The sequence below is a fragment of the Streptomyces sp. SCSIO 75703 genome, assembly GCF_036607905.1.
Classification (GTDB): Bacteria; Actinomycetota; Actinomycetes; order Streptomycetales; family Streptomycetaceae; genus Streptomyces.
In genome coordinates this window covers 521,320-543,510 of sequence record NZ_CP144555.1, presented here as the reverse complement: position 1 = coordinate 543,510, position 22,191 = coordinate 521,320, and the positions used below count along the sequence as shown (strand labels likewise).

The 22,191-nt window shown below is 73.6% G+C and carries 21 protein-coding genes; 4 read left to right on the top strand and 17 right to left on the bottom strand.

What is annotated here, in order from left to right:
* Positions 1-21: 21 nt before the first annotated feature.
* From VM636_RS02480 to iolC, 15 genes are all read right to left on the bottom strand, one after another.
* Positions 22-969, bottom strand: coding sequence for a bile acid:sodium symporter (locus VM636_RS02480; protein ID WP_030421151.1), 948 nt, complete (start codon positions 967-969; stop codon positions 22-24).
* 335 nt (positions 970-1,304) lie between these two features.
* Entirely contained in the window at positions 1,305-2,471 is a 1,167-nt protein-coding gene (locus VM636_RS02475; protein ID WP_158786469.1) for a PucR family transcriptional regulator, read from the bottom strand.
* 72 nt (positions 2,472-2,543) lie between these two features.
* Positions 2,544-3,488: a PDR/VanB family oxidoreductase gene (locus tag VM636_RS02470; RefSeq protein ID WP_030421153.1), complete on the bottom strand. Its 945-nt coding sequence runs from the start codon at positions 3,486-3,488 to the stop codon at positions 2,544-2,546.
* Positions 3,485-4,501, bottom strand: a complete 1,017-nt coding sequence (locus VM636_RS02465; protein WP_037858540.1) for an aromatic ring-hydroxylating dioxygenase subunit alpha — start codon at positions 4,499-4,501, stop codon at positions 3,485-3,487. The genes VM636_RS02470 and VM636_RS02465 overlap by 4 nt, the downstream gene beginning before the upstream one ends.
* Positions 4,502-4,516: 15 nt before the next feature.
* On the bottom strand, positions 4,517-5,407 hold the full coding sequence (locus tag VM636_RS02460; RefSeq protein ID WP_053912861.1) for a polysaccharide deacetylase: 891 nt from the start codon (positions 5,405-5,407) through the stop codon (positions 4,517-4,519).
* Positions 5,404-6,357 carry an agmatinase gene (gene speB / locus VM636_RS02455; RefSeq protein ID WP_030421156.1) on the bottom strand — a complete coding sequence of 318 codons (954 nt, stop codon included), beginning with the start codon at positions 6,355-6,357 and terminating at the stop codon, positions 5,404-5,406. Before speB ends, VM636_RS02460 begins: the two co-directional genes overlap by 4 nt.
* A gap of 11 nt (positions 6,358-6,368) precedes the next feature.
* Positions 6,369-7,112: an SDR family oxidoreductase gene (locus VM636_RS02450; RefSeq protein ID WP_030421157.1), complete on the bottom strand. Its 744-nt coding sequence runs from the start codon at positions 7,110-7,112 to the stop codon at positions 6,369-6,371.
* A 2-nt stretch (positions 7,113-7,114) separates the two neighbouring features.
* Positions 7,115-7,810: an SDR family oxidoreductase gene (locus tag VM636_RS02445; protein ID WP_030421158.1), complete on the bottom strand. Its 696-nt coding sequence runs from the start codon at positions 7,808-7,810 to the stop codon at positions 7,115-7,117.
* A complete protein-coding gene (locus VM636_RS02440; RefSeq protein ID WP_199809402.1) occupies positions 7,807-9,228 on the bottom strand; it encodes an APC family permease in 1,422 nt (473 codons plus the stop codon). Before VM636_RS02440 ends, VM636_RS02445 begins: the two co-directional genes overlap by 4 nt.
* A gap of 329 nt (positions 9,229-9,557) precedes the next feature.
* Positions 9,558-9,986, bottom strand: a complete 429-nt coding sequence (locus VM636_RS02435) for an ankyrin repeat domain-containing protein (protein ID WP_030421160.1) — start codon at positions 9,984-9,986, stop codon at positions 9,558-9,560.
* Positions 9,987-10,072: 86 nt separating this feature from the next.
* Positions 10,073-10,858, bottom strand: coding sequence for a GntR family transcriptional regulator (locus VM636_RS02430; protein WP_053912860.1), 786 nt, complete (start codon positions 10,856-10,858; stop codon positions 10,073-10,075).
* A gap of 32 nt (positions 10,859-10,890) precedes the next feature.
* The gene (gene iolD, locus VM636_RS02425; RefSeq protein ID WP_338483080.1) at positions 10,891-12,762 is read right to left on the bottom strand and encodes a 3D-(3,5/4)-trihydroxycyclohexane-1,2-dione acylhydrolase (decyclizing); all 1,872 of its coding nucleotides are present in this window, start codon (positions 12,760-12,762) and stop codon (positions 10,891-10,893) included.
* A gap of 8 nt (positions 12,763-12,770) precedes the next feature.
* Positions 12,771-13,658, bottom strand: coding sequence for a 5-deoxy-glucuronate isomerase (gene iolB, locus VM636_RS02420; RefSeq protein ID WP_053912859.1), 888 nt, complete (start codon positions 13,656-13,658; stop codon positions 12,771-12,773).
* A 151-nt stretch (positions 13,659-13,809) separates the two neighbouring features.
* Positions 13,810-14,697: a hypothetical protein gene (locus VM636_RS02415; protein ID WP_030421164.1), complete on the bottom strand. Its 888-nt coding sequence runs from the start codon at positions 14,695-14,697 to the stop codon at positions 13,810-13,812.
* 13 nt (positions 14,698-14,710) lie between these two features.
* The gene (gene iolC, locus VM636_RS02410) at positions 14,711-15,673 is read right to left on the bottom strand and encodes a 5-dehydro-2-deoxygluconokinase (RefSeq protein ID WP_338483078.1); all 963 of its coding nucleotides are present in this window, start codon (positions 15,671-15,673) and stop codon (positions 14,711-14,713) included.
* A 221-nt stretch (positions 15,674-15,894) separates the two neighbouring features.
* Between iolC and VM636_RS02405 the strand changes: the two genes are divergently transcribed.
* Genes VM636_RS02405 through VM636_RS02390 form a run of 4 tightly spaced genes read left to right on the top strand, consistent with a single transcriptional unit; the run spans position 15,895 to position 19,860 of the window.
* A complete protein-coding gene (locus VM636_RS02405; RefSeq protein WP_030421166.1) occupies positions 15,895-16,914 on the top strand; it encodes a sugar ABC transporter substrate-binding protein in 1,020 nt (339 codons plus the stop codon).
* Positions 16,914-17,990, top strand: a complete 1,077-nt coding sequence (locus VM636_RS02400; protein ID WP_030421167.1) for an ABC transporter permease — start codon at positions 16,914-16,916, stop codon at positions 17,988-17,990. Before VM636_RS02405 ends, VM636_RS02400 begins: the two co-directional genes overlap by 1 nt.
* Positions 17,991-17,996: 6 nt before the next feature.
* A complete protein-coding gene (locus VM636_RS02395) occupies positions 17,997-18,956 on the top strand; it encodes an ATP-binding cassette domain-containing protein (RefSeq protein WP_030421168.1) in 960 nt (319 codons plus the stop codon).
* Between the two features lies 1 nt (position 18,957).
* Positions 18,958-19,860 carry a sugar phosphate isomerase/epimerase gene (locus VM636_RS02390; protein ID WP_030421169.1) on the top strand — a complete coding sequence of 301 codons (903 nt, stop codon included), beginning with the start codon at positions 18,958-18,960 and terminating at the stop codon, positions 19,858-19,860.
* 90 nt (positions 19,861-19,950) lie between these two features.
* Here VM636_RS02390 and VM636_RS02385 read toward each other — a convergent pair whose 3' ends face one another.
* Together VM636_RS02385 and VM636_RS02380 are read right to left on the bottom strand one after the other, a co-directional pair.
* Positions 19,951-20,955: a Gfo/Idh/MocA family oxidoreductase gene (locus VM636_RS02385; protein ID WP_030421170.1), complete on the bottom strand. Its 1,005-nt coding sequence runs from the start codon at positions 20,953-20,955 to the stop codon at positions 19,951-19,953.
* Positions 20,956-21,014: 59 nt separating this feature from the next.
* A complete protein-coding gene (locus VM636_RS02380) occupies positions 21,015-22,187 on the bottom strand; it encodes a phytanoyl-CoA dioxygenase family protein (RefSeq protein WP_338483076.1) in 1,173 nt (390 codons plus the stop codon).
* Between the last annotated feature and the right edge of the window lie 4 nt (positions 22,188-22,191).

Genomic DNA, 22,191 nt, shown 5'->3' with positions numbered 1-22,191 from the left:
GACGTCCGCGGACAGGGGCGCTCACTCCGCCACCGGCACCAGTCGGGGCACCGCACGGACGTAGACGACCATGCCGACGACCTCGACCAGGGTCTGGGTGACCACCACGACCGCCGCGACGGCCAGGTCGTCCGGGAGGGCCAGGGCGAGGGGCAGCACGACCAGGGAGTTGCGGGTCGCGCCGGTGAAGACGATCGCCCGGCCGTCGCGGGGGGCCAGCCGGAAGGCGCGGGCCACCGCGACCCCGGCGAACGCCATCACCACGAGGAAGGCCACGTAGAACGGCACGACCGCGCCCACGTCGCCCAGACCGCCGCCGGCGCGCAGTCTGGGCACCTGGGAGGCCACCACCGCGAACAGGGTCGCGCACATCAGCGGCACCATCGCGGTGCCCAGGGCGTCGGCGGTCCGCTGCCCCGCCCGGCGCCGGGCGGCCCACGCCTGGGTCAGCCAGGCGAGCGCCAGCGGGATGACGATCAGGACGACGAACGCCTCGGCGAACGGACCGGCCTCCACCACGTCCGACAGCCCCGAGCCGAGGAACAGCAGCAGGTAGAGCGGGAGCAGGACCATCTGGGCGAGCAGCAGCAGCGGTGTCGCGGCGACCAGCCGCCGGCTGCCTCCGGCGAGCCCGGAGAAGACGATCACGTAGTCGACGCAGGGGGCCAGCAGCACCAGCAGCACCCCGACGCGGACGGCCGGGTCGCCGGGGAGGAAGGGGAACATCGCCGCGACCACCAGCGGCACCACCGCGAAGTTCACCACCAGCGCGGCGGCCAGGAACCGCCCGGCCCGCAGCGAGCGGAACAGCTCCGCCGCCGGCACCTGGAGGAACGTCACGTACAGCAGCGCGGCCAGCACCGGGTTGATCGCGTGCTCCAGGCCGGGGCCCCCGCCGGGAGCGAGCCGGCCTGCCAGGCCACCGGCCACCAGCGCCCCGACGTAGAGGGCGACCTGATGGCGTTCCATGGCCGCTGCCACGGCGGAGACCGGGGCCGGGACCGGGCCGGATGACGACGACAACGGAGAGACTCCTCGTACGGGTGACGGGTGACGGGTGACAGGTGACGGGTGAGGGCGGAGGGGCGACGGCGGACGACTGAGCCCCCGGCGTCCGGACCGGCCTGCGGAACCCGTCCGCCCGTCGGTGCCGGGAGGACCACCCGCCCGCCGGTGCCGGGGGACCCCGCCGGGCCGCCGGTGCCGTGGCCGGGCGGCCCGCGCCGTGCCCGCGCCGTGCCCGTGCCGTCGACGGTAGACGGACCGCCCGGGGCGCCGCCCGCGGGGGTGCCCCGGGCGGTCCGTCAGGGGCCCGGCCGGGGGTCGAGGCCGGTGTGGCCCATGCGTTTGGCCGACCACAGGCCGATGCGGTAGCCGATCCGGTTCTCTTCCAGGTACGGGTCGGCGCCGGTGATCTCGCCGATCTTCAGCAGCCGGTTGCGCAGGGTGTTGACGTGCACGTACAGCGTCGAGGCGGTCGCCGCCGGGTTGGCGTTGTGCTCCAGGAAGGCGTCCAGCGTCGCCACGAGCTGCGTGCGGTGGGTCGCGTCGTACTCGACCAGGGGGACGACGAAGTGCTGGACGAACGGCACCAGCCGCAGGCTCGGCACGGAGGCGAGCAGCGCCTCCAGGGTGTTGATGTCCCGGGCGTGGACCATGCGCGCCCCGCCCCGGGCCGCCCGCAGCGCCTCCAGCGCCTCCGGCACCGCGCGGCTGAGCGCGCCCGCGTCGGGGGCGACGGAGATGCCGCAGTTCAGGCCGGTGGCGCGGATGCGGTGCACCGCCGCGTCGGTGTGCGCGGTCAGCGCCATGACGACGTCGTCGAAGACGCCGACCGCCGCGCCGGTCTCCAGGGCGTCCCGGTGCACCCGCTCGTGCGTCTCCCGCGAGAAGGCGGCCACCAGGACCGGGGTCCCCTCCAGCCCGCCCCGGGCGAGCAGTTCCTCGGTGGGCCGGACGCCGAGGGTGCCCGAGGCGCACCACTTCAGCAGCGCGCCCAGCTCGCGTTCGCGCAGGTCCCGTTCGCGTTCGGCGTCCCGCCAGTTGCTCACCCAGTCCACCAGGGTGCGGAACGGCTTGCCGGCCTCGATCGTCACCAGCGGCAGGGACGCCTGCCGGCAGGCGTCGAGGAGGGCCGGTGGCGGCTCGGCGAAGTGCTCGCCCAGGCCGAGCCCGAGCGCGGTGACCCGGCTGCGGCGCAGCAGCCGTACGTAGCCGTCGATGTCGTCCGCGGCGAGGACGGGCATGCCCACGGTCAGGATCAGCTCGTGGCCCTGGAGGTACGGGCTCGGGTCGTGGAGCTCGGTCGGGTACAGGTAGTGGACGGGCCGGTCCAGGTCGGCGGGGCCGACACTGGTGCGCATGCCGAGGGACCGTTCGCCGACCAGGTCCCGCAGCGTGACCAGGCCGGCATGGGCGGTGTCGGATACCGGAGGCGTGTTCCCGGCCCCCGCGGGTGGCGGCACAACCATGTTCGTTCTCCCTGGCCAGGGCCGTGACGACCCGTGGGGCCGACCAGTCTGGCACATGCCGCCTCCCCGGGGTCAGAGGCGCAGGACGAGGCGTTCGCCGGGCCGGGCCCGGGAGACGCAGATCATCATGGACCGCTGCGCGTCGCGTTCCGCCTCCGTGAGGAGGTCGTCGCGGTGCTCGGCGGCCCCGGACAGCAGCCCGGTCTCGCAGGTGCCGCAGAACCCGCTCTCGCACGAGTACGCGACGTCCGGTAGCACCTCGCGGACCACGTCGAGGACGCTGCGGTCCGCCGGCACCTTCAGGACCTGCCCGCTCTCGGCCAGCTCCACCTCGAAGGCGCCGTCCTCCGAGGAGGCCGGCCGGGCCGGGGCCGCCGCGAACCGCTCGGTGTGCAGCACCAGGTCCGGCCGGCGGCCGCACAGCCCCGTGGCGTTCTCGATCATCGGCGCGGGCCCGCAGCAGTAGACGTGCGCGCCCTCGGGCAGCTCCGCGATCGCGGCGTCCAGGTCGGGCAGCCCCCGTTCGTCCTGGCAGACCACCTCCGCCCGGCCCTGCGGGAGCCGGGCCACCCGGTCCCCGAACGCCATGGCGTCCCGGCTGCGTCCCCCGTACACCAGCCGCCACGAGGGGTGGCCGCGGGAGGCGAGGTGCTCGGCCATGGTGAGGATCGGGGTGACGCCGATGCCGCCCGCGATCAGCAGGTGGTGATCGGCCTCGGCCAGCGCGAAGGTGTCCCGCGGCGCGGACACCTCCAGCAGCGTGCCCACCCGCAGGGTGTCGTGGATCTCGCGGGAGCCGCCGCGCCCGGCGGCCACCCGGAGCACGGCCACCCGGTAGCGGTCCGCGCGGGCCGGATCGCCGCACAGCGAGTAGTGCCGGATCAGACCGGACGGGAGCCGGATCTCCAGGTGGGCGCCGGGGCCCCACGGGGGCAGGGGCGCCCCCGTGGGATCGGCGAACTCCAGGGAGACGATCTGATCGGCCTCGTAGCGGACCGAGGTCAGACGCAGTCTCACGGGCCCGGCCTCCGGGACTTGAGGATGGTGTCGACGGCGAACTTGGTGGCCCGGCGGTAGTTGAGCGTGTAGATGTCCGCCGGGCAGGACACCTCCAGGGCCTGGTCCGCGAGCGGCACCTCGCGCGGGCGCAGCCCCTCCAGGATCGGGGTGTCCTCGTTGAAGACGACCGTCTCCAGGGCGAGGATCTCGTCCACCGAGCCGCCGGTGAAGTCCTGGTCGGTGGCGACGGCCCAGTAGATCACGCACTCGTCGTAGGAGACCGGCGACGGGAAGTCCATCAGGTACCGCTTGCCGATCTCCGGCCCGAAGTCGTACAGGATCGTGGCGATGCCGGGCGCGTAGGAGTGGTAGTGCATCCAGGAGTCGCCCGCGCTGGAGAAGTCGGCGCCGGGCACCCGCGGGTAGTGGTAGGAGGCCCGGACCTCGCGGCCCTCGCGCTCGACGGTCAGGTCGGGCACGACCGGGTTCACCTCGCCCATCGACTCCTCGTGGACGAAGGGGAAGTGGGCCATGTCGCGGAAGTTCTCCGTGGCCGCCATGAAACCGCACTTGGCCGGGATGGGCCGGGCCGCCCGCCACTCCAGGGTGAGGTCGGCGATCTCCGGCGGGTGCGGCAGGTCGAAGACCGGGTCCCCGAGGCAGGTCCACACGTGGCCGAACCGCTCCACCGCCGGGTAGCTGCGCACCGCCGCCTTCGGCGGGATGCGGCCCTCGCCGGCCAGCGAGGGGATGTGCGAGCAGCCGCCGCTCGCCCCGTCGAACCGCCAGCCGTGGTAGGGGCACTGCACGGAGGAGCCGATGACCTTGCCCATGGACAGGTCCCCGCCGCGGTGGACGCAGCGCCGGTCCAGCACGTGCGGGGTGCCGTCCTCCGCCCGGAAGACGACGAGCGGCTGGTCGAGGAGCTGGGCCGGCTGCGGGGTGCCGATGTCCTCGGAACGGGCGACCACGAACCACACGTGCCGGTAGGCCTCGCGCAGCGTCTCGGGGTCGTACGTGGTGGTGCTCATCTGGATGGCTCCTGTTCAGGCGTGGTCCGCGACCGCGGTCTGCGGCCGGGTGAGTGAACGGGGGTCGAGGCCCTGGGCCCGGACGTGCCGGGCGATCTCGTCGAGTCCGGCGATCCAGACGTCGTCGTGCTCGCGGACCCGGGCGATGAAGTCGCGCAGGGCCGCGGCGCGGCCGGGCCGGCCGCTGAGGAAGGGGTGGTTGGTGAGGATCCACAGGCCGCCGCAGGCACGCATGGCGTCCAGTTCGGCCTCCCACAGTTCGATCGCCTTGGCGGGCGTCTCGATCAGTCCGGTGCCGGAGAATCCGGGGACGAAGCAGTACTGCTGCCAGTCGTCCAGCGCCCAGCTCACCGGCAGCTCCACCAGGGACGCGCCGTCGTCGCCGACCGCCAGTTCGTAGGGGTGGTCGGCGTCCATGAGCGTGGAGTCGTACAGGAAGCCGTACTCGTGCAGCAGGCCCGGGGTGCGCCAGTTCATCTCCCACATCGGCGCCCGGTAGCCCGCCGGGCGGCGGCCGGTCAGCGACTCCAGCGCCTCCAGCCCGCGCTCCAGGTAGTCGCGTTCGGCCCGCTCGTCCACCCCTACCAGCGATTCGTGCAGGTAGCCGTGGTGGGCGATGTCGTGGCCGCCGTCGGCGATGGCCCGTACGGCGCCCGGGTGCCGGTGTGCCGTGTAGCCGGGTACGAAGAACGTGCCGGGCACCTGGAGGCCGTCGAGGACGTCGAGCAGCCGGGGCACCCCGACCAGCGGCCCGTACGCCTGGTGGGACATGACGCCCATCCGGTCGGCGAGGGACGGGTCGGTGGACAGCAGGGGCGACTCGGCGTCCACGTCGAAGGTGAACGCCACGGCGCAGCGCGCGCCGCCCGGCCAGGCGACCGGTACCGCCGGGGTGGTCTCCGTCATGAGCCGACCGCCTTCGCGTAGAGGGACAGGAATTCCCAGGTGACGTTGGCCGCGGCCACCGCCGTGATCTCGGCGTGGTCGTAGGCCGGGGAGACCTCGACGACGTCGGCGCCGACCACGGTGAGCGTGGACAGGCTGCGGATCACCTGGAGCAGTTCCCGGCTGGTCATGCCGCCGGCCTCGGGGGTGCCGGTGCCGGGGGCGTGGGCCGGGTCGAGGACGTCGATGTCGACCGAGACGTAGACCGGGGCGTCACCGACCCGGCGGTGGACGCGTTCGATGACCGAGCCGATGCCGTGCGTCTCGATGTCCCGGCAGTGCACGGTGGTGAAGCCGAGCCGTTCGTCGTCCTCGAAGTCGGCCGGGTCGTAGACCGAGCCGCGGATGCCGATGTGGCAACTGCGGTCCGGCAGCAGCAGGTTCTCCTCGAAGGCACGGCGGAACGGCGTGCCGTGGGTCAGCTCGGCCCCGTAGTACGCGTCCCAGGTGTCCAGGTGGGCGTCGAAGTGGACGAGGGCGACCGGTCCGTGCACCGCGTGCACGGCGCGCAGCGCGGGCAGCGCCACCGAATGGTCGCCGCCGAGGACGACCAGCCGGGTCCCGGCCGTGGCCAGCCGGGTCAGCGACTCCTCGATCTGGCTGATCGCGGCCCCGATGTCGAACGGGTTGCACGGCACGTCGCCGGCGTCGGCGGCCTGGCACACCTCGAACGGCTTGACGTTCAGCGCCGGGTTGTAGCCGCGGATCAGCCGGGACGCCGAGCGGATGGCGGAGGGGCCGAACCGGGCCCCGGGACGGTAGGTGACGGCGCTGTCGAAGGGCACCCCGACGACGGCGATGTCGGCGTGGCCGACGTCCTCCAGCCGGGGCAGGCGGGCGAAGGTGGACCAGCCGGCGTACCTGGGCAGGACGGTGGGGTCCTCGGGTGGGACGGGAGACGAGGTGGTCACGTGTCTGCTTCCTAGGTTCGGGTGCGGAGGTGTCCGCCGTTGACGTTGATGCTCTGGCCGACGGCCGCGCCGAGCCGCCCGTCCGCCAGGACCGCGACGGTGGCCGCGACCTGGTCGGGGGTGCCGAGCCGGCCGGTGGGGACGGAACGTCCCGGGTGCTCGCGCAGCGCCGCGGGGTCCGTGCCGAGCCCGGCGGCGTCGCACTCCAGCCACTCCCCGTCGACCAGCCCGGGGACGACGGCGTTGACGCCGACACCGAGCGGGCCCAGGTCACGGGTGAGGGTCTTGGTGAGGGCGACGATCCCCCCGGCGGCCGTGGCGACCGCCGCGAGCCCCGGCCCGCCCACGTGCCACATCGACGCGGTCAGCACGATCCGGCCGCCGCCGTCGCGGGACAGGTGCGGGGCCGCGGCGCGGGCGAAGAGGAACGCGCCGGTGAGGGTGTCGTCGACGTGCGCCCAGAACTCCTCGGGCCCGAGGGCGTCCAGCGGCGCCCGGTGCGGGCGGGCGTGGCAGACGGCGAGGACGTCCAGGCGGCCGAGGAGGTCCGCCGCCCGCCCGACGGCGTCCCGGACCGCGTCCGGGTCCGCGGGAGCGGCGGTGACCGTCCCCGCCAGGGGGCCGGTGTCCCCGGGGGCGGACCCCGGGCGGTGGTGGCCGACGACCCGGACGCCGTCGGCGCCGAGCCGGCGGGCGACCGCCGCGCCCAGGTCGGTGTCGACGCCCGTGACGAGGGCGACGCGTGGGGTGGACATCGTCAGATCACCGTCCCGCTGTTGACCGGCAGCACTTCGCCGTGGGTGTGGACGTCGTCCTCGACGAGGTGGCGGACCAGTTCGGCCACCTCGAAGGGCTGGGCGATCCGGCCGGCCGGCAGCCCGGACACGTACTCCTCCCGCCGCTCCCAGGAGTCGGCCGGCAGCAGCGGCGTGTCGCAGGGGCCGGGGGCGACGGCGTTGACCAGCACGCCGGTGCCGGCCGCCTCGGCGGCGACGCTGCGCAGCAGGCTCAGGGCCGCGGCCTTGGCCGCCGCGTAGTGGGCGTCGTGGTGCCCGCCGCCGACGGCGCGTTCGGAGGCGATGCCGACGAAGCGGCCCGAGCGGCGCGCCGTCATCTGCGGCAGCGTCGCCTGCGCCAGGTGGAGCAGCCCGCCGACGTGCACCCGGAGCATCCGGTGCCACCGCTCGGGGCTGATCTCCAGTGCCGGGATCTCCTCGTAGTGGCCGGCGCAGGCCACCGCGGCGTGCACCGGGCCGAGGGCCCGCCCGATGCCGGCGACGGCGTCGGCCATGGCCCGCGGGTCGGACACGTCGGCGACCGTGGAGTGGTCGGCGTCGGCGGCGGGTTCCAGCGCGATGGAGGCGACGATCCACCCGCGTTCGCGCAGCCGGTGGGCGACGGCGGCGCCGATGCCGCTCGCGGCGCCCGTGACGATGGCGGTCCGGGTGCTCATACGGGCTGCCTCTCCGGGTCGGGATCGTCCTGCTCGGCCTGCTCGGCGGGCCCGTCGTCGTCACTGAGGGTCATCAGGCCCCGGCGCGAGCGCAGGACGAACAGGCCGGCCACGACGAGGGTGCCCATCGCGACGAAGAAGGCCCAGTTGAGGTACCAGTGCTCGGAGACGGTGCGCGGCCAGACGATGTTGGTGAACTCGAAACCGGCCCAGAGCGCGGCGAGCACCGCCACCGGGGTGCCGAACCGGCCGAGGTTCCAGGGGCCCGGTGTCCAGCGGCCGGTGAGCCGCGCGATGACGCTGCCGACCAGCGGGAAGAGGAAGGCCAGGTAGTAGCCGCCCGCGGTGAAGGTGACCAGGACCGAGTAGATGTCGGTGGCGGAGACCAGGTAGACGAACATGCCCACCACGGCGGTCACGAGGATCGCGACGACGGGCTGCGCCTGCGAGACGGTCAGCCGGGCCAGGTGGCGGGAGGCCGGCAGCGCGTTGTCGCGGGCGAAGGACCAGATCACCCGGGACGCCGACGCCTGGAGCGCGAGGAAGCTGGCGAGGAAACCGATCACGAACATCAGCAGCACCGGTCGCACCACCGCCGGACCGAGCGCGCTCTCCAGCACGTAGTAGACCGGATCGCCGACCTCACCGGAGGTGATGGCGTCGAAGTCGGGAACGGCCAGGGTCACGGAGAGGGAGGCGAAGGCGATGACGAAGGCGATGAAGAGAATGGAGAAGATCATGGCTTTGGGAACGCTGCGCCGGGGGTCCTTGACCTCCTCGGCGATCGCTCCCGCGCTCTCGAATCCGAGCAGTGACCAGCCGGTGAACGCGAGCGCCGCGAGGAAGGGCCCCACCAGGTACGACATCGACCAGCCGGAGGTGAGGTCGGCGCCGTGGAACAGCACGCTGAAATCCTGGTGGCGGTGGAAGAGCAGCAGATAGACGCCGAGGCCGAGGGAACCGACGATCTCGGCGGCGATGCTCGCCATCATCAGCGCCTTGAGCAGCCCCCGGCCCCGCAGGTTGGCGAACGAGCCGAGCAGCAGCACCCCCGCCGCGATCAGGCTCTGCTGCACGGCCGTCGGCGAGTCCAGCCCGGTGGCCTGGGCCACGAAACCGGCCCCGGCGTAGGCGACCGTCGCCATGATGATGACCAGCGCCCACATGTAGACCCAGCCGGCCATCCAGCCGACCGCGTCGTTGTACAGCCGCCTGCTCCACTGGTAGACGGACCCCTCCAGGGGCCAGCGGGAGACCAGTTCGGCGAAAGCGAGGGCCACGAGGAGCTGACCGCAGCCGACGGCCACGAACGTCCACCAGAATCCGGGGCCGGCCGTGGACAACGACAGCCCGTAGATTCCGTACATGGCGACGATGGGTGAAATGAACGCGAACGCGAACGCGAACGACGACCACATCGTGAATTCCCGGCGCAACGCTCTCGGAGCGTCGGTTCCGTTTCCTGGCATCTCCACCTCCGTGCAATTTCCGGGGATTATCAGCAGCGTTTTCCGGCCATAACAACGGCCGGGGCGCAAACCCGGTGGGAACGCACAGCGGGGACGAGCCGCGGTTGTGGGCGGGCCCACTCTCACGGGGCGACGTCTTGCGGAAAGCGGCGGGGCACGGGCCATGCGGAACCGACGGTTCGGCCGCGGGGCGGTGCGTGCCGCGGCCGGCGGGGAGGGGACGCGGCGGTCTCCGGCGGGGCCGGTGCGGCGGGGGCCGGGGCGGTGCGGCGGGTCCGTCAGCCTGCGCCGCGGGAGGCGCGCAGCGCCGCGCGCAGGAGGGCGGCGGTCTCCGGGTGGGGGCCCTTCTCGGCCCATGCGAGGGCGGTCAGGCCCGTGCCGTGGTCCTCCCGCAGGCGCGGGTCGGCGCCGTGGTCGAGCAGGGCGCGCACGGCCTCGGTGTACCCCCAGCAGGCGGCCCCGCACAGGGGGAGGCCCTCGGAGCCGGTGCCGCTCTCCGCGTCGGGCGGGGCGCCGGCCTCCAGCAGGATCCGGACGGTCTCCGCGTCGCCCTGCACTGCGGCCTGGTAGAGCGGCGTCGTGCCGTCCGCGTTCGCCGACCCGGCCGGGGCACCGGCGCGCAGCAGCGCGCGGACCCGGGCGGACTCGCCGAGCAGCGCGGCCGCCACGAGCCGCGCCGACAGCTTCTTGCGCCGCCGTCTGTTCACGCCCCGAGACTACCGGTGCCCCGGCCCGTTCGGGCCGGGGCGGGCCGGGGCCGGGGCAGGTCCCGATCCGGAGCCGGGGCGCCGGATCAGGGCCTGACGAGGAGTTCGAAGTCGAAGGAGTAGAGCGAGGCGCGGTAGACGTGGGTGCCGTACTCCACCGGCCGGCCCGTGTCGTCGTAGGCGGTGCGGCGCATCGTCAGCAGGGCCGCGCCCTCCTCCTCGTCGAGGCGGGTGCCCTCCTCGTGGGTGGCCGAGCGGGCGCCGACCGTCTGGCGGGCGCTGTGCAGGGTGACGCCCGCCGCGCGCAGCAGCCGGTAGAGCCCGGTCGACTCCAGCCGGGCGTCCTCCACGTCGAGCAGGCCGGCCGGCAGGTAGTTGCAGAGCAGCGCCACCGGCCGGCCGTGGGTCAGGCGCAGCCGCTCCAGCACCGTCACCTCGGTGCCCGCCGTGAGCCCGAGGGCCGCGGCCGGCCCGGCGGGCGCCGGCACCGTCTCCCGGCGCACCAGCCGCGTCGCCGGTGCCTGACCGGCCGCCTCCAGGTCGTCGTAGAGACTGCTCAGTTCCAGCGGGCGCCGCACCCTGCTGTGCACCACCTGGGTGCCCACCCCGCGGCGCCGCACCAGGAGCCCCTTGTCGACCAGCGACTGGATGGCCTGGCGGACGGTCGGCCGGGACAGGCCGAGCCGCACCGACAGGTCGACCTCGTTGCCCAGGAGGTTGCCCGGGGCGAGGACGCCGCGCTCGATGGCGTCCTCCAGTTGCCGGGCGAGCTGGTGGTAGAGCGGCACCGGGCTGGCCCGGTCCAGGGTGAAGTCGAGCGAGCCGAGCGCGGGGGCGGTCGCGGCGCGTGCGGAGCCGCCGTTCTTCGCCATGGTCGTACCTCCCACGGGGAGCGGACGGGGGGTCAGAGGTGGCGGCGGCGGTCCGCGACCGCCCGTTCGTACCGCGCGCGGGCGCCGGTCGCGGCCTCGCGGGCGGACACCTCGGCCACCGGCACGTCCCACCACGCCTCGGCCGGCGGGGCCGTCGGCGCCGGGTCGGTCTCCACGTACACGCACACCGGCCGGTCGGCCGCGCGGGCCTCGCGCAGCGCCGCGCGCAGTTCGCCGGTGGTCCGGGCCCGCAGCACCGTCATCCCGAGGCTCTCCGCGTTGGCGGCGAGGTCGACGGGCAGCGGTGCGCCGGTGAAGCCGCCGTCGCCCGAGCGGTGGCGGTAGTCGGTGCCGAAGCGTTCGGCGCCGACCGCCTCGGAGAGGCCGCCGATGGAGGCGTAGCCGTGATTCTGGACCAGGACCAGCTTCACCGGCAGTTCCTCCTGGACCGCGGTGACGATCTCGGTCGGGTTCATCAGGTACGTGCCGTCGCCGACCAGCGCCCACACGGGGGTGCCGGGGGCGGCCTGCTGCACGCCGAGCGCGGCCGGGATCTCGTAGCCCATGCAGGAGTAGCCGTACTCCAGGTGGTACTGGCGCGGGGAGCGGGCCCGCCACAGCTTGTGCAGGTCGCCGGGGAGCGAGCCGGCCGCGTTGATCACCACGTCGTCGTCGCCGACCACCTCGTCCAGCGCGCCCAGCACCTGCGTCTGGGTCGGGGCCGAGCCGTCGTCGCCGGCGCGCAGGGCGGCCTCGGCCACCGCGTCCCAGCGCTCCTTGCCCGCGCGGTACTCCTCGATGTACGCGGGCGCCACCCGGTGTCCGGACAACTCCCGGGCGAGCGCGGCAAGACCCGCCCGCGCGTCGCAGACCAGGGTGCGCGCGGCGAGCTTGTGGGCGTCGAAGGCGGTGATGTTGAGGTTGACGAACCGGACCCCGGGGTGCTGGAAGAGGGTGCCGGAGGCGGTGGTGAAGTCGGTGTGGCGGGTGCCGACGCCGATCACCAGGTCGGCGGTGCGCGCCAGGTCGTCGCTGACGGCGGTGCCGGTGTGGCCGACGCCGCCCAGGTCGGCCGGGTGGTCGTGGCGCAGGGAGCCCTTGCCGGCCTGGGTGGAGGCGACCGGGATGCCGGTGGCGTCCACGAGCGCCCGCAGCGCCTCCTCGGCCTCGCTGTGGTGGACCCCGCCGCCCGCGACGATCAGCGGGCGCTCGGCTGCCCGGACGGCCCGGACCGCGTCGGCCAGTTCCGCCGGGTCCGGCTCGGGACGCCGGACGCGCCAGACCCGCTCGGCGAAGAACTCCCGCGGCCAGTCGTACGCCTCGGCCTGCACGTCCTGCGGGAGGGCGAGGGTGACGGCGCCGGTCTCGGCCGGGTCGGTCAGCACCCGCACCGCCTGGAGCGCGGAGGCGATCAGCGCCTCGGGGCGGGTGACGCGGTCGAAGTACCGGGAGACCGGCCGCAGGGTGTCGTTGACGGAGACGTCGCCCGCGCAGGGGTGCTCCAGTTGCTGCAGGAGCGGGTCGGCGGCGTGGGAGGCGAAGTAGTCGCCGGGCAGCAGCAGGACGGGCAGGCGGTTGACGGTGGCGAGGGCCGCGCCGGTGACGAGGTTGGTCGCGCCGGGGCCGATGGACGTGGTGACCGCCTGCGCGGAGAGCCGGTTGAGCTGGCGGGCGTGGCCGACGGCGGCGTGCACCATGGCCTGTTCGTTGCGGCCCTGGTGGAACGGCATCAGGTCGGCGTACTCGACGAGGGCCTGGCCGAGTCCGGCCACGTTGCCGTGGCCGAAGATGCCCCAGGTGCCGGTGATCAGCCGGCGCCGCACGCCGTCGCGTTCGGTGTACTGGGCGGCCAGGAAGCGGACCAGGGCCTGGGCGGTGGTCAGCCGGTGGGTGGGTTCGCGCATGGGGGACCTCACGGGGACGGCGCGGAGTAGAGGGGCAGGCGGGGGTCGACCGGCTGCTCGGGCCACGTCTCGCGGACCCAGGCGTGGTCGGGGTGGTCGCGGATCAGCCAGGCGCGTTCGGGCTCGGGGCCGGCCATGACGTTGAGGTAGTACATGTGGTGGCCCGGCACGGCCATCGACGGACCGTGCCAGCCGTCGGGGATGAGGACGACGTCCCCGTCGCGGACCTCGGCCAGCACGTCCGTGCCGCGGCCCCGGCCGGAGGGGGAGACCCGCTGGTAGCCGAGGCCCGGGACGCCCTCGTGGGCGGCGAACTCGAAGTAGTAGACCTCCTCCAGCACGGACTCCTCGCCGGGGCGGTGCTCGTCGTGCTTGTGCGGAGGGAAGGAGGACCAGTTGCCGCCCGGCGTGAGCACCTCGACCGCGATGAGCCTGTCGCACGCGAAGACGTCGGCCGCGGCGAAGTTGTTGACCTGCCGGGAGCAGGATCCGGTGCCGCGCAGTTCCACCGGCACGGCGGAGGCGGGCACGTACCGTGCGGGCAGGCGGCGGGCGCAGCGGGCCCCGGTGAGCGCGAACCGGCCGCCGCCGGCCGAGGTCACGGTCGTCCGGGCGTCGCGCGGCACGTACGCGAAGTCCGTGACGCCCTCGAACACGCCCGGCCGGCCGGTGAGTTCGAAGTCGGCGGGGCCGTCGACGCCGGTGGTGGCGACGGTGCAGCCGCCGCTCAGCGGGAGGACGATCCACTCGCTGTCGCCGCTGTGGAAGGTGTGTGCGCCGCCGGGCTCCAGGTGGAGCACGCGCAGGCTGGAGTGGGTCCAGCCGGCCCGCTCCGGTGTCACGTCGACGGCGTAGGCGCCGCTCGCCGCCCGGCCCGCCGGAAGGTGGTGGGTCATCTCGCTCCGTCTTTCTCGTATGCCGCGTATGCCTGCGTGGTGTCTCTTCCCCGGCCGCCGCGCCGGGTCAGCCCGGCGGGCCCCGGCCGTACGCCGCTCCGGTGGACCCCGGTGCCGGGCCGGACCGGGGCTCCCGCCCCGGGTACGTCCCTCACAGCAGCCCGACCGCCGTGTCCACCGCCTCCTCCACCGTGCCCTCGGCCGGGTAGAGCAGGGAGCGCCCGACGACCAGGCCCTGCACGGTGGGCAGCCGCAGCGCCTTGCGCCAGCGTTCGTAGGCGGCGGCCTGCCCGCCGGGGCCGGTGCCTATGTCGCCGCCGAGCAGCACGGCCGGCAGCGTCGACGTCTCCAGGACCTCGCCCATGTCGTCCGGGTCCTCGGTGACGGGCAGTTTCAGCCAGGTGTAGGCGGAGGTGCCGCCGAGCCCCGAGGCGACGGCGATGGACCGGGTCACCGCCTCCGCGGAGAGGTCGTTGCGGACCGCGCCCCCGGTGCGGCGGGCGATGAACGGCTCGACGAAGAGCGGCAGTCCGCGCTCCGCCATCGCGTCGACCGCCCGCGCCGAGGACTCCAGCGTGGCGAGCGAGCCGGGGTCCTCGTAGTCGATGCGCAGCAGCAGTTTGCCCGCGTCGAAACGGAGCCGGGCGATGTCCTCGGCGCGGTGGCCGGTGAAGCGGTCGTCCATCTCGAAGGCCGCGCCCGCCAGTCCGCCGCGGTTCATCGAACCCATGACGACCTTGTTCTCCAGCGCCCCGAGCAGCAGCAGGTCCTCCAGCACGTCGGCGGTGGCGAGCACCCCGTCGACGCCGGGCCGCGACAGCGCGGTGCACAGGCGCTCCAGCAGGCCGGCCCGGTTGGCCATGGCGAGCCGGCGGTCGCCGACGCCGAGCGAACCCCGCGCCGGGTGGTCGGCGGCGACGATCATCAGCCGGCCGGAGTCGCCGATCAGCGGGCGGCGCGTGCGGCGGGCGGCGGCCTCGGCGATCGCCTCCGGATGCCGGACGCGGACCGCGGTGAGGTCGGGGATGCTGAGGGACACGAAGGGGCTCCGTTCAGGGAGTGGCACGCGCGAGGAGGTCGTCGATCTCGGCTGGGGTGGGCATGGCGGAGGAACAGGCGAGGCGGGAGGCGACGAGCGCGCCGGCCGCGTTGGCGGCGCGCATGGTGCGCTCCAGGTCCCAGCCGCAGAGCAGCCCGTGGCAGAGCGAGCCGCCGAACGCGTCGCCCGCGCCGAGGCCGTTGACCACCTCGACGGGCACCGGCGGTACCTCGGCCGACGTCCCGTCGCGGTGCACGGCGAGGACGCCCCGGGGGCCCTGTTTGACGACGGCCAGTTCCACGCCGGCCGCGAGCAGGGCCTCGGCGCAGGCCCGGGGTTCGCGCACGCCGGTGGCGATCTCGCACTCGTCGAGGTTGCCGACCGCGACGGTCGCGTGGCGCAGCGCCTCGGCGTAGTACGGGCGGGCCTGGTCCGGGTCCTGCCAGAACATGGGCCGCCAGTCCAGGTCGAAGACGGTGGTGCCGGAGCGGGCGCGGTGGGCGAGCGCCGCGAGCGTCGCCGTACGGCTCGGCTCCTCGCACAGGCCGGTGCCGGTGATCCAGAAGACGCGGGCGGCGGCGATCGCGGCCATGTCCAGGTCCCCGGTGCGGATCTCCAGGTCGGGGGCCTTGGGGCGGCGGTAGAAGTAGAGCGGGAAGTCGTCCGGCGGGAAGATCTCGCAGAAGGTGACCGGGGTCGGCAGGCCGTCGACCGGGGTGACCCAGCGGTCGTCCACGCCGAACTCCTTCAGGGCCCGGTGCAGATACGTGCCGAAGGGATCATCGCCCGTCCGGGTGATGACGGCCGTGGTGCGGCCGAGGCGGGCGGCGGCCACGGCCACGTTCGCGGCCGAGCCGCCGAGGAACTTGCCGAACGTCTCCACCTCGGAGAGGGGGACTCCTGTGTGCAAAGGGTAGAGATCAACCCCGATGCGACCCATCGTGATCAGATCGAAATGCTGCGGTGACTCGGTCATGTGCGACGCTCCTGAGGCTGGGCGGGGCCTGCCGCCTCTCAGGTGTAGGACCCCGGGGCCGACCCTGTCAATAGTTTGTAGTTACATAAGGACATGCTAGTGAAATGATGTCTTGACAAAGTATTGACAGCGGGCGCCTCAAGGGCTTGTATCCGGTCCCAGCGCAACAGCCTTTTTCCCCTGGCACACGGTCTCCCGTCGCACAGTGAGGTACAGGAAAGATGGTCCGCTCGTCGCACCCCCGCTCCCGCCGAATCGCCCCCGCAGTGGCCGTGTTCGCGGCCGCCGCACTCACCCTCGCGGGCTGCTCCAGCAGTTCGGGCGGGAAGAAGTCCGAGGAAGGGGGTTCCACCTCCGCCGCGGGCACGGCGGACACCCCCCGGATGACCGTCGCACTCGTCACCCACCAGGGGCCGGGCGACACCTTCTGGGACATCGTCCGCAAGGGCGCCGAGGCCGCCGCCGCCAAGGACAACGTCAAGCTGGTCTACTCCGCCGACCCCAACGCCGGCAACCAGGCCAACCTGGTGCAGAACGCCATCGACCAGAAGGTCGACGGCATAGCCGTGACCCTCGCCAAGCCCGACGCCCTCAAGGGCGTCCTCGCCAAGGCCGGACAGGCCGGCATACCCGTGGTCGGCCTCAACTCCGGCCTCGCGGACTGGCAGGACCTCGGACTGCTGGAGTTCTTCGGCCAGGACGAGAGCGTGGCCGGCGAGGCGTTCGGCAAGAAGCTGAACGACGTCGGCTCCAAGAAGGCCGTCTGCGTCATCCACGAACAGGGCAACGTGGGCCTCACCCAGCGCTGCGACGGGGCGAAGAAGACCTTCCGCGGCACGCTCGACACCCTCTACGTCAACGGCACCGACATGCCGTCCGTGAAGTCGACGATCACCGCCAAGCTCAAGCAGGACGGCGGCATCGACCACGTCGTCACGCTCGGCGCCCCCTTCGCCATGACCGCCGTGCAGTCGGTCGCCGACGCCGGGAGCAAGGCGAAGATCGCCACGTTCGACCTCAACAAGGACCTCACCGGCGCCATCGAGAAGGACGAGATCGAGTTCGCCGTCGACCAGCAGCCCTACCTCCAGGGCTACTTGGCCGTCGACGGACTGTGGCTGCACAAGAACAACGGCAACTACAGCGGCGGCGGCGAGCAGCCGGTGCTGACCGGCCCGGCCTTCGTCGACAAGTCCAACGTGAAGTCCGTCGCCGAGTTCGCCGCGAAGGGCACCCGGTGATGAGCGTGACCCGACAGCCCGAGCCGGCGGTGACCGCACCGCCGGCTCCCGGCCCGGGGCAGTCCGACGGACGCACCAGGCGGCGCTCGCTGCCGGTGCGGCTGCTCGCCCGGCCCGAGGTCGGGGTCTTCCTCGGCGCCGTCGCCGTGTTCGTCTTCTTCCTGATCGCCGCGCCCTCGGTCCGCCAGGGCGGCTCGATGGCGACGGTGCTCTACCAGGCGTCGACCATCGGCATCATGGCGCTGCCGGTCGCGCTGCTGATGATCGGCGGCGAGTTCGACCTGTCGGCCGGCGTCGCCGTCGTCACCTCCGCCCTGACGGCGAGCATGCTCAGCTACCAGCTCACCATGAACGTGTGGGCCGGGGTGATCGTCGCCCTCGCCGTCTCCCTCGGCGTCGGCGCCTTCAACGGATGGGTGCTCGTCCGCACCGGACTGCCCAGCTTCCTGGTGACGCTCGGCACCTTCCTGATCCTCCAGGGCGTGAACCTCGCGGTCACCAAACTCGTCACCGGCAACGTTGCCACCGACGACATCAGCGACATGGACGGCTTCGCCCAGGCGAAGGCGTTCTTCGCCTCGTCCTTCGACGTCGGCGGCGTCCAGGTGAAGATCACCGTCGTGTGGTGGCTGGTCTTCGCCGCGCTCGCCACCTGGGTGCTGCTGCGCACCAAGTACGGCAACTGGATCTTCGCCGTCGGCGGCAGCCGCGAGTCCGCCCGCGCGGTCGGCGTCCCCGTCACCTTCACCAAGATCACGCTGTTCATGCTGGTCGGCTTCGGCGCCTGGTTCGTCGGCATGCACCAGCTCTTCTCCTTCAACACCGTGCAGTCCGGCGAGGGCGTGGGCCAGGAGCTGATCTACATCGCCGCGGCGGTGATCGGCGGCTGCCTGCTGACCGGCGGCTACGGCTCCGCCATCGGCCCGGTCTTCGGCGCCTTCATGTTCGGCATGGTGAACCAGGGCATCGTCTACGCCGGCTGGAACCCCGACTGGTTCAAGGCGTTCCTCGGTGTGATGCTCCTCGGAGCCGTCCTCATCAATCTGTGGGTCCGCCGCGCGGCGACCCGGAGGTGATCGGAAATGACCAGCACCACCCCCGGCGGTCAGACGGCCGTCCACCCGGCACCCGGGTCCGGGGAGGACGACGCCCCGCCCCTCGTCGAACTGCGCGCCGCCGGCAAGTCCTACGGCAACGTCCGCGCCCTGCACGGGGTCGGCCTCACCGTCCACCCCGGCCGGGTCACCTGCGTCCTCGGCGACAACGGTGCCGGCAAGTCCACCCTCATCAAGATCATCTCCGGGCTGCACCAGCACACCGAGGGCGAGTTCCTCGTCGACGGCGAGGCGGTGCGCTTCGCCAGCCCCCGCGACGCGCTCGCCCGCGGCATCGCCACCGTCTACCAGGACCTGGCGACCGTGCCGCTGATGCCGGTGTGGCGCAACTTCTTCCTCGGCTCCGAGATGACCAAGGGCCCCTGGCCCGTACGGCGCCTCGACATCGCCCGCATGAAGCGGACCGCCGACGAGGAACTGCGCAACATGGGCATCGTCCTGGACGACCTGGAACAGCCCATCGGCACCCTCTCCGGCGGACAGCGCCAGTGCGTCGCCATCGCCCGCGCCGTCTACTTCGGCGCCCGCGTCCTCATCCTCGACGAGCCCACCGCCGCCCTCGGCGTCAAGCAGTCCGGCGTGGTCCTCAAGTACATCGCCGCCGCCCGGGAACGCGGGCTCGGCGTCATCTTCATCACCCACAACCCGCACCACGCCTACATGGTCGGCGACCACTTCAGCGTGCTGCGCCTGGGCACGCTCGAACTGAGCGCGCCCCGCGACCGCATCACCCTCGAAGAGCTGACCAACCACATGGCGGGCGGCGCCGAACTCGCCGCGCTCAAGCACGAACTGGCACAGGTCGGCGGCGTCGACGTCGCCGCGCTCCCGGAGGCGGAGGAGGTGTCCGCGCCCGCCGGGGACACCCCCGGCGCCCCGTCGTCCGCCGCCTCCGCCGCGTCCACGAACGCCGAAGGGAAGCCCTGACATGCCCCCTGCCCTCGACCGCATCCGCGTCGGCTCGGCGCCCGACTCCTGGGGCGTCTGGTTCCCCGACGACCCCCTCCAGGTGCCCTGGGAACGCTTCCTGGACGAGGTCTCCGAAGCCGGCTACGAGTGGATCGAACTCGGTCCCTACGGCTACCTGCCCACCGACCCCGCCCGCCTCGTCGACGAGGTGGCCCGGCGCGGCCTGCGGGTCTCCGCCGGCACGATCTTCTGCGGACTGCACCGCGGCCCCTCCGAGTGGGACGCCACCTGGGAGCAGGTCTCCCGCGTCGCCTCCCTCACCCGCGCCATGGACGCCGGCCACCTCGTCGTCATCCCGTCCTTCTGGCGCGACGACAAGACCGCCGAGATCCTGGAGCCGCCGGAGCTGACCCGCGAGCAGTGGGGCCACCTGACCGAGGGCATGGAACGGCTCGGCCGCCGGGTGAAGGAGACATACGGGCTGGACATCGTCGTCCACCCGCACGCCGACACCCACATCGACACCGAGGAGCACGTCGAACGCTTCCTCGACTCCACCGACTCCGACCTGGTCTCCCTCTGCCTGGACACCGGCCACTACGCCTACTGCGGCGGGGACAGCGTCAAGCTGATCGAGACCTACGGGGAGCGCATCGGCTACCTCCACCTCAAGCAGGTCGACCCGGAGATCCTCGCCGGCGTCCGCGCCGAGGGGGTGCCGTTCGGGCCCGCCGTGCAGCGCGGCGTCATGTGCGAACCCCCGGGCGGCGTACCGGAACTGGGCCCGGTGCTGACGGCGGCGCAGCGCCTGGGCGTGGACCTGTTCGCCATCGTCGAGCAGGACATGTACCCCTGCGAGCCGGACAAGCCCCTGCCCATCGCCGTCCGCACCCGCCGCTTCCTGCGCTCCTGCGGCGCCTGAGAGCGGCCCGGCACGGGCCCGGTGCCGACCGCGACGGCACGGCCCCCGGCGTCGGAACGCCGGGGGCCGTGCCGTGCGCGGGACGCCCGCTCAGAGCGTACGCACCTCCGCGAGGGCGACCGGGCGGCGTTCGCGCAGCGACAGCGCGCACGCCTCCGCGATCCACCCCGCCTCCAGGGCGTCCGCCACGGTGCACGGCGAGGGGCGGGTGCCGGCGGCGACCTCGGTGAACGCGGCGAGTTCGGCCCGGTAGGCGGCGGCGAAGCGGTCCATGAAGAAGTCGTGCGGCACCCCCGCCGGGAACCGCGCACCGGGCTCCACCGACCGCAGCGGAAGCCGGTCCTCCAGCCCTACGGCGACGGAGTCCGTGAAGCCGTGCAGCTCCATCCGCACGTCGTAACCCCGGGCGTTGTGGCGGCTGTTGGAGACCACGGCGAGGGTGCCGTCGTCCAGGGTGAGCACCACGCCGACGGTGTCCGCGTCCCCGGCCTCCCGGATGTGGGCGGCGCCCCGGTTGCCGCCGGCCGCGTACACCTCGCGCACCTCGCGGCCGGTCACCCAGCGGATGACGTCGAAGTCGTGCACCGAACAGTCCCGGAAGATGCCGCCCGAGGCGGCGACGTACGCGGCCGGCGGCGGCGCCGGGTCGAGCGTGACCGCCCGTACGGTGTGCAACGGGCCCAGCGCGCCCGCGCGCACCGCCTCCCGCGCCGCCGTGAAACCGGGGTCGAAACGGCGCTGGTAGCCGATCTGCACGGGCACCCCGCCGCCCTCGACCATCCGGAGCACCTCGACGCCCTCCGCCATGGTGCGGGCGACGGGCTTCTCGCAGAAGACGGGCACCCCGGCCTCGACCGCCGCCCGGATCAGGGCCGGATGGGCGTCGGTCGCGGCGGCGACGACCACCGCGTCCACCCCGGCGGACAGCACCGCCTCGGGCGAGTCCGCCACCTCGGCCCCGAACCGCTCCGCCGCGGCCTTGGCGGCGTCCATGAGCGGATCGGCGACGACGAGCGAGTCGACCGTGTCCAGTGCGGAGAGGGTCTCGGCGTGGAAGGCGCCGATGCGGCCGAGGCCGAGAATGCCGATACGCATGCGGTGTGCTGCTCCTCGTGTGGGATCGCCGCCGGACGGTCCGGCGGACGGCGGCGTGGTCAGTGCGGACCCCGGCCCGCGCTCCGGGTGCCGCCGGGGCGCAGCGCCTCGCGCAGGGCCTCCGGCGTCCACTCCTCGCGCAGCGCCCGCCGCACCAGGTCCGCCTGCGAGGCCGGGGCAAGTCCGCCCACCGGCGGGTCGGTGTCCAGGTCGGTGGGGAAGGGATAGCCCTCGGCGCTCGCGGCCACCACGTTCTCCAGGCCGCGCGGGTCCGCGCCCGCGGCCCGGCGGCCCAGCAGCACCGGGTAGACGGCGTTCACCACCGCCTCCCGGTCCACGCGCTCCATCGCCCGGCCGAAGGCCGAGGAGACCTGGAGCAGGTTGGCCATGCGCCGCACGTCCGCGGACCGGTTGGCGCCCGCGCCGTGGAAGAGCGCCGGGTTGAAGAAGACCGCGTCGCCCTTGGCCAGCGGCAGTTGGACGTGGCGCGCCGCGAAGTAGTCGCGGAACTCCGGCCGCCGCCAGGCCAGGTAGCCCGCCTCGAACCTCTGCGAGTACGGCAGGTACATCGTCGGACCCGACTCCACCGGCATGTCGCGGTGCGCGACCGCGCCCTGGAGGGTGAGCACGGGGGAGAGGCGGTGCACGTGCGCCGGGTAGGCGGCTGCCACCTCGTCGGAGAGGAAACCGAGGTGGTAGTCGCGGTGCGGCAGTTGCGCCGCGCCGCCCGGATTGACCACGTTGACCTGCGAGGTGACCTGGTAGCCGGGGCCCAGCCAGGCCGTGGCGACCAGGGCGAGGGCGTCGTTGGCGTAGTAGTCGGCGAACGCCTCCGGATCGTGCAGTGCCGCCTTCTCCAGCGCGTTCCACACCCGGTCGTTGGCGCCGGGCGCGGCGAAGTGGTCCCCGGACGCGGTGCCCGAGGCCCGCTGGGCGGCGATGAGGGCGTCGAACACGGCGGTCGTCCGGTCGACGACGTCCGGGTCCGGGAAGGCGCCCCGCAGGACCACGATGCCGGGACCGTCGGCCAGGGCGTGGACCAGTTCGTCCGCCACCCCCGGACGCTCGCGCAGCCCGGCCGCCTCGTAGACCGGGACGTTCTGCTCGACGGACGCGGCCAGCGGGTGTGCGGCCGGGTCGGTGGTCCGCTCCACGAGGGCGCGGAAGGCGTCGAGGTCGCAGTCGCGCGCGGAGAACCGGGCGCGGCGGGCGGGGACGGAAGGCGAGGACATCGTC